At 55.2% G+C, this 5,082-nt stretch carries 4 protein-coding genes; all 4 read right to left on the bottom strand.

Annotated features, from left to right (window positions below; genetic code table 11):
• Positions 1-783: 783 nt before the first annotated feature.
• Positions 784-1,965 (bottom strand): alpha/beta hydrolase family protein, encoded by a 1,182-nt coding sequence (locus tag WP12_RS00270; RefSeq protein WP_046191770.1) that lies wholly within the window; start codon positions 1,963-1,965, stop codon positions 784-786.
• Positions 1,966-2,262: 297 nt separating this feature from the next.
• Complete coding sequence (locus WP12_RS00265) at positions 2,263-3,177, bottom strand: LysR family transcriptional regulator (protein ID WP_046191769.1); 915 nt, start codon at positions 3,175-3,177, stop codon at positions 2,263-2,265.
• A 159-nt stretch (positions 3,178-3,336) separates the two neighbouring features.
• Positions 3,337-4,569, bottom strand: coding sequence for an acyl-CoA dehydrogenase family protein (locus tag WP12_RS00260; RefSeq protein WP_046191768.1), 1,233 nt, complete (start codon positions 4,567-4,569; stop codon positions 3,337-3,339).
• Between the two features lie 399 nt (positions 4,570-4,968).
• The coding region (locus WP12_RS00255; protein WP_152663832.1) for a transposase at positions 4,969-5,082 on the bottom strand (114 nt) is incomplete at its 5' end.

Genomic DNA, 5,082 nt, shown 5'->3' with positions numbered 1-5,082 from the left:
TTTTTCTCATGAGCATATGTTATCCTCCCCTATAATCGATTTTATTAGGAATATCCGGTCCACCATGCCAGACGGATCCAAAGAATATATTCTGAATGCTGACAGACGGAATCTGCCGACCAATGAATATCAAGCCGGGTGTATGTTCCACATTCGTAGCATTCGGATGGACCGCTACGGGTCATATCGACCGATAGGTGATATCCGCACTCCTAGATAATCACTGAAGCAGCACATCGGCAGCCGGTTGCATGCTGTTAGCGGTTCAAAAGCCGGAATCTTCCCGCCCAGGAAGTGATTCCAGATCATAGTGCGCCAACTGCGAGATTGAATCAACTTCATGGCACTCAGATATACCCAATAAGCGCGTATCTCCTGTCGGTATATATGACTTATACTCAGAGTGATCCGATAGGTACTAAAAACGCTAGTTCATTGGTTTTCAATACCGAGCACATCTAGTTTCGATGCCAATTATATTGCGATGATAATGGGAGGCCCGCCGCAGTCAAATACCATATATCTATTGCTCTATGCGCGCGCGGCATGCTGTAAATCGGTATGTGCAGCATGACCTCCGGTAGCGGCCTCACGGACCAGCCCCGAACGTAGCCCCAAGCCGGTGCGGCCGCGCGGAGATGGAGGTGATCCAACTGTTCGGAAAATGCCTATCGAAGAGAGCGACACGCTTGCCATATCGACTAGAAGGCCGATCTTACAGGACCCGAACGGTACTTGCCGCACGGTTTGTATGACCGGACGGTTCAGATCTCCCGGCGAGGTCTATTGGTATGGGAATATGTCCATCCGCGCGAGCCAATCTGTGACCGTCAAGGTCGTTTCATTCAGCAATTCAGGTTGTTGCCTAAAATAATGATTGGCACCATTGATCGTAAAATACGCCTTCGAAGCACTATTACAGGCATCGAATACATTTTTCATGTGGGAGACGGGCGCTGCCTCGTCGGCGCTATTTTCGATCGCCAAAAAGGGTACCGAGATCTGGCGGGTAGATATAATCGCGTCGGCCTTGCTGTCGTCTATCGACCATTGTGATAGCCAGGAACGCAGCGTCGAGAAGCGGCCGAAACCAACCGGCCCTGAGTTGACGGTTTCGGGCACCCCGGAAACACAAAGATTCTCGCGTCGATCATTGGGATCGATCGAGAGGTCTACCCAACGAGGATCGGCCATCGTGCGATGTGTCAGCAGACAGCTTTCCATCTCAGCGCCGCCTCGCTTGCGCAGTGTTTGCAACCTGTCTTTCACCCGAGTGGTAATTCTGCGCATGCGGGCAAGCTGCGCTTCGCGATACTCGGTTATATATGGTTGCGAGAAAGGTCTCAGCTTCAGTGTTTCGGGCGAATAAAGATCCAGATGGCCAATTCTGTCGTCCGGATTAAACTCGTCCCGCACCGATGGGTCGATGGAATCCAACAGGATACGCGCGCGCGATATGCTTCCAGCCTGAAAAATGATCGCATCGCCGGGGATGAAATTCGCGTGCTTGAAATCGATCGGATCTCCGGCGGGCGTTTCGAACACGCTCACTTTCTCAGCTTGGGCTTGGTAGTAGGTGGTCAGTGGACCGCCACCGCTCCAACCATATAGGATAACTTTCTCATATCCCAAGATCTCTTTGGCGTACCGTATATATGCGCCATAATCAAAAAGCACTTTCTCGAAGATAAGGGCCGTGTCATTTCGGGGATAGCGGTTCTGGCCGCAGAGGACGTGAAATCCGGCTTTGGCCAGACTGCGAGGCATCGGCAGCACATGCACCGCAGTCGACGGGTGCATGAAGAACAGCAACGTCTTTGAAGATGTGGGAGGACGGAGGAGGATGCCGTCGAGATTGATCATCCCCTGGCTTCCCGCGAAGCCATATGTCTCGGTAAAAGCCGAAGTTTCTTCGTATTTTACCGATATCCACTCCTGAATCAGACCGTCCTGATCCAAAGTCATGCTTTTGATCCTTGTCTATATTTCTCAACGTCGGTCGCACTGCGCGGATCGCGCGTTCGACAATTCACATCGAAGAGTGTGGAGGTGACCCTACCTACGGGCCGCCATAGGGGCCAATAATATATGTTGATGATCTGATGAGGAATATCGATCCGATGATGGCCGGTCTCCGCTATTTCGGGGCGGGCCATCTTTTATCGAAGGCAGGCGCGGCGGATATGCCGACGGTATTTTTGTGGTCATGCCCTCCATCACCATCCGGTCAGTTCGCTGCGCGATGCGGCCTGATGCAATAGTTCAGCCCAGCTTCGTTTCGGCATCTTTGACGGTGGCTTTGACCGCATCTATGAAGTCGCGCGTCGGTCCGCGCTGGCTGCCGAGTGGCCGCGATAAAATGCAGATCGCGAGCGGCCGCACCGAAAATTCGAGTGGAAGGACGACAAGGTTTTTGATGTGGTCCGTGAACAATGCCGGGTGATAGGGCACCACTGCCACATGATCGCTGACTTCCAGCAGATCCAGGGCAAATCGCCATTCGGAAACGCGCACCACATCGTCGGGAAAGGCTAGCCCCTTCATCCGAAATTCCGTTTCGATCGTGGTCTTGTTCGATGTCCCGGGCAGCATCACCCACGGGTATTGGAGCAGTGTCTCGATATCGCAGTCGGGGCGGTTCGCCGGATGCCCGCGCCGGACCATGATTTTGAGATGTGGTTCGATCAACATCTCCTGCACCAGGCCTTCTGCCGAGTTGGCAGGATCATAGAGCGAGAAGGCGACATCGACTTCGCCCGATAGGACCGCGGCACGTTTTCGTTCATAGTCCGCGTCGTTGGCGCCAACGATCGATACCCTGAGGTCCGGGCGTGTGACTGCCAATTGCTGGAATATTTTAGGTAACAGGTGAAGAGAGGTGACGAGGGAGCCGTTGACGGTCACTTGGCCCTTTTGGTGCGTGTTCAGTGCCGCCAAATCTCCGAGGATCGATTTTTGCTCCGCCAGCAACATCCGTCCACGGGACAACAGCAAGCTTCCGGCTGGGGTCAACTCGAAGTTCCCCTTGTCACGCAGTATCAGCGTGCAATCGAGCCGGAACTCCAGATTCTGAAGGCTGCGCGTTAAAGTGGGCTGCGATACGTTGAGAGCTTCGGCTGCTGCGGTGAAGCTTCGCCGATCGACGACCTCGGCGAAATAGCGGAGACTGGTGAGCATCGTTGCTGCCTTGCGCGTTGCATTGGGTGATGCCCGATATACACGTTGATTATCAAATTATCAATAAATATTAAAAGTTCTCATTTTTATCAGCTGGCTGCAGGGCGCTGTTCTGCTTGTCCATCAGGGCTGATTTGTGGCCCCCGCCCCGGCGACAAGTCACTCATCTACCACCTTGGAATTCACCCAGCGCGCGTTCTCGCCGACCAGGCCCAGCATGACGCGCCCGCACTCCTGATATATTTGATCCGACATCAACATGTGCTGGGTGGCCGCATGCATATCGCGGAACGCGCGCTGCAGAAGACTTGCCCGCAGCGCCACCCCGCCGCCGGCGCGATACGCAAATGTGGTGACGTCGGAACCGACATCATGAAGATAGCGCATGCCCATCCGCGCGAGCGCCAATTGTTCGACGGAGACCTTACGACCGGCCAGTGTTGCTGTGTCGATATCCCGCCATGTCTCGTACAGAAATGCGCGCGCCGATCGATATTTTGCCTCGGCAGCCGCATATCCCTGCCTGAAGGTGGCGCTGGCGGCCAACGGACCAGACGGCCCGGCCTTGCGCGGGGCAAGATCCCTTATTTCATCGAGCGCCCGCCGCACCGCGCCGAGCGCCCATGAGGCGTGACACCAGGCGGTGAAGCCTACGATGCCAATCGAATATTGCGATCCCCCGCGACAGGGTTCGCTCCCGGTAAAAGCAAACGCCATGTAATCCGGGACGAACAGGTCGGGAGACGCCGTATCATAATCATAGCTTCCGGTGGCGCGAAGCCCGAGCGTATCCCAATTCCCGCCAAGCGAACCTTCGCTGCTCGGAAAATGGCACACTATCGACCGAGGGTCGCCGCGATGATCCAAAAGGGGGCGCCCGTTTTCATCGACGACGATACAGCCGGAATGGTAGAAATCAGCGTGGAAGATCGTGCTGCCATAAGCCCAGGGACCGTTGATCAAATACCCCCCGTCGACAGGCTTCGCCATGCCGCGCGGGCCGCCCTGGCCGGCGACCATCGCCTTGGAATTTCTGCCGTAGATTTCCTGGGCACCCTGCTCAGGAATATATGCGCCAACCGACGCTGCCGCTGTATTCGCAACCATCGCGTACCAGCCTGCAGAGCCATCGGCCCAAGCCAATAATTCGACGATTTCCATAGCCTCGACGAAGCTGACCTGTTCGCCGTCCAATTCTCTCGGAAGAAGCAGATGGAGCAGGCCTTCGTCACGCATCGCGTTCAGCGCAGCATCGGTGAGATGGGTGAGTGCTTCACCGCGATCAGCTTCCTCTGTCAGTAAAGGGAGAATTGTTCGCGCCGCTGCCAGCCGCTCTTTCTGTGTTCTCACGAAAGCCTGCCCGGCTTTGAAAGTAAGTTTCTCGCCGGCCATCGTCCTGCCTCTCGTAACATTCTTCGAATAGAGAGCTGCCTCGAGAGTGAGGAGCATCCGATTGCTTAATGAGCCGTCGCCAGTTCGCGTATCGTTAGGTTAAAATCCGCGGTACAACAGTTGCGGGCAAACTATTCATTCCAGCTATGCCGTCAAATAATATAACTTGATAAGTTCATAGCCCAATCGCATGGCCCGTTGTGTTGAACAGTCTGCATATCGGTTCGTTGAACCCCAAAGCGCTTGTGCCTTTTCGGGCCGCGCGGCCGCCGATCGATCGGTCAACGGCCTCGAGCGGCGGTGCGAGGGCTGCGTTCCCAGATACCCCCGCTGCGCGGCTCGTGCCCTGTCGCGAAAATGTCTTGGAAAATAGAACTGAATGTTACCTAGGGTCGGGACTCATAACCACCATGTGACGGCTGCGGCGAGGTAGATAGCGCCAAGGAAATTGGTGGCGAGTTTGTCGTAGCGGGTGGCGATACGGCGATAGTCCTTGAGGCGGCAGAACATGCG

It is taken from the genome of Sphingomonas sp. SRS2 (assembly GCF_000971055.1).
Classification (GTDB): Bacteria; Pseudomonadota; Alphaproteobacteria; order Sphingomonadales; family Sphingomonadaceae; genus Rhizorhabdus.
The sequence above is the reverse complement of the archived record's forward strand: the minus strand, read 5'-3'. Positions and strand labels throughout refer to the sequence as shown.